The following is a 1793-nucleotide window of genomic DNA, read 5'->3' as shown; positions in this document are numbered from 1 at the left end:
GCGACACCTTAAAAATCCTCTCGGGCTGAAACTTGGTTGAACAACCATGTACCTGGATACCGTTTCAGCCGCGACCGGGCAAGTCAGCCCGCACCAGGTTTTGGCACATCCCGTTGGCCAAACACGGCAGATCCCAACCGCAACCACGTACTCCCGGCCGCAACCGCCTCTGTCCAATCCCCTGACATTCCCATGGAGCAGTCCGGCAATCCCAGTTGATCGGCCAGGGATCGGCACTCAACAAACAAGCTTTGACGCTCCTCTCCCTCCAGGCCGAGTGGAGCCATGGTCATCAACCCCATGAGCCGCAAGGATGGCAGTGCACACAACTGGGGCCAAGCCGACAGCAGCTCGGACGGCTCCATCCCCCCCTTCGTTGGATCCTCGCGGAACTTCACCTGCAGCAACACATCAGGACAGCACCCCTCCTCAACTGCAATCCGCGACACCCGCTCTGCCAGAGCGAGGGAATCCACCGAATGGATCACAGAAAACGCTTTCACAACGCCACGCACCTTGTTGCGTTGCAAGCGACCGATGAAATGCCACTGCAGTTTTAAATCCGAGAGCAAGGCCTGCTTTTCAACAGCCTCCTGCAACCGACTTTCACCAAAGGCTTGTTGACCCAATGAAGCAACAGCACGAATCGATGCGGCAGGGTGCCCTTTACTCACCGCCAACAAACGGGCCCTCGGGGGCAGCTCCGCCGTCACTGTGGTCCAGCTTTCAGCCAGAAAATCGGTCAATGGATCAGATGAAGGTTTGATCAAAGAGTTGGCGCCAACTCACCAAATCGTCCGAGCCATCCCGCCGACATCGGCTGATGTTCACCTCGGCGTGATGGCGGGCATCTCCATAGGGGACCACCTCGAACTGAGCACCACGCGGTTGCAGTGTGACCAGAAAGAACATGCGCTGGGCGTACAACGTGGCGTACACATCACGTCCTTCACCCGCCGGAGCGACCCGATAGAGCATCCCAAATGTGGGATGGTTGAGGTAGCGCTCGGAAGCCATCGCTACAAAGCCAAGTTAAAGAGCACCGTACTGACCACGCAGACCCATTACCAATAGCAGGCCCATAAGAGCGAGGGCATTGAGAAGGGGCGCAGGCCTCTCTGCTGGCAACCGAAACCGCGATGGACCCAAAATCCGCCCACCTCTGGCCACCAAGGCATCAGCACCTTGTTCCGCCCGCAACAAAATATTGGCAAGAAGGCGTTCGCCCACAGCAAGCACAATCCCAAAGCCCGCCTTGAAGCCCAAGGTGCGCAAATTCACGGCTCGGCTTGCCATCGAACGAAGCAGGTTTTGAAGCTCCTCCTGAACGAGTGGCAAAAAGCGCAGCGCCAACAACAACTGAAATCCCAGCTTCTCAACCGGGAGGCCAAAGACTGCAAAAGGCCTGAGATACCAACTCAGCCCCCACACAAGATCCTCTGGGGTGGTAGTGATCAGCACCAGGTTGACGCTATGGATCACGGTGAAAACCAAAGTCGAGGTGCGTAACCCCAGCTGAGCTGAAGCGCGATCCACCACAAGCGGACCCAGACTGAAGTTGCCCCATTGCAGCGGTCCAAACCTGATCAAATCCCAGCTGGGCCCATCGGTCGCAGCATCGGGTAGCTCCAAAGGGTTGCGAAGGGAGAACACCGCTGGAGGATCCACCGCAGGGAGCAGCATCGACAGCGAACCCACGGCAAAGGCCAACAGCACCAGCACCAGCAGTGATCGCCACCAGAGCTTGCGGGGCAAACCGCTTAGGGCTGTGATCACGAACAAACTCAGCACTA

General features: G+C 57.7%; 3 protein-coding genes. All 3 read right to left on the bottom strand.

What is annotated here, in order from left to right; all coding sequences use genetic code 11:
• Positions 1-83: 83 nt before the first annotated feature.
• Entirely contained in the window at positions 84-746 is a 663-nt protein-coding gene (locus WH5701_RS00170; protein WP_009790327.1) for a YggS family pyridoxal phosphate-dependent enzyme, read from the bottom strand.
• A 4-nt stretch (positions 747-750) separates the two neighbouring features.
• The gene (locus WH5701_RS00165; protein WP_006169733.1) at positions 751-1017 is read right to left on the bottom strand and encodes a PipX family protein; all 267 of its coding nucleotides are present in this window, start codon (positions 1015-1017) and stop codon (positions 751-753) included.
• A gap of 15 nt (positions 1018-1032) precedes the next feature.
• Positions 1033-1793, bottom strand: a 761-nt coding sequence (locus tag WH5701_RS00160; RefSeq protein WP_037978981.1) for a CbiQ family ECF transporter T component, incomplete at its 5' end; no start/stop codon positions are given.

Source organism: Synechococcus sp. WH 5701 (assembly GCF_000153045.1).
Lineage (GTDB): Bacteria > Cyanobacteriota > Cyanobacteriia > PCC-6307 > Cyanobiaceae > Regnicoccus_A > Regnicoccus_A antarcticus.
Note: the sequence above shows the minus strand (reverse complement) of the source record. Positions and strands in the feature narration are given on the sequence as shown.

Excerpts from the sequence above, each read along its gene's own strand:
- WH5701_RS00165 (WP_006169733.1), bottom strand. The coding sequence starts at position 1,017 with ATGGCTTCCGAGCGCTACCTCAACCATCCCACATTTGGGATGCTCTAT.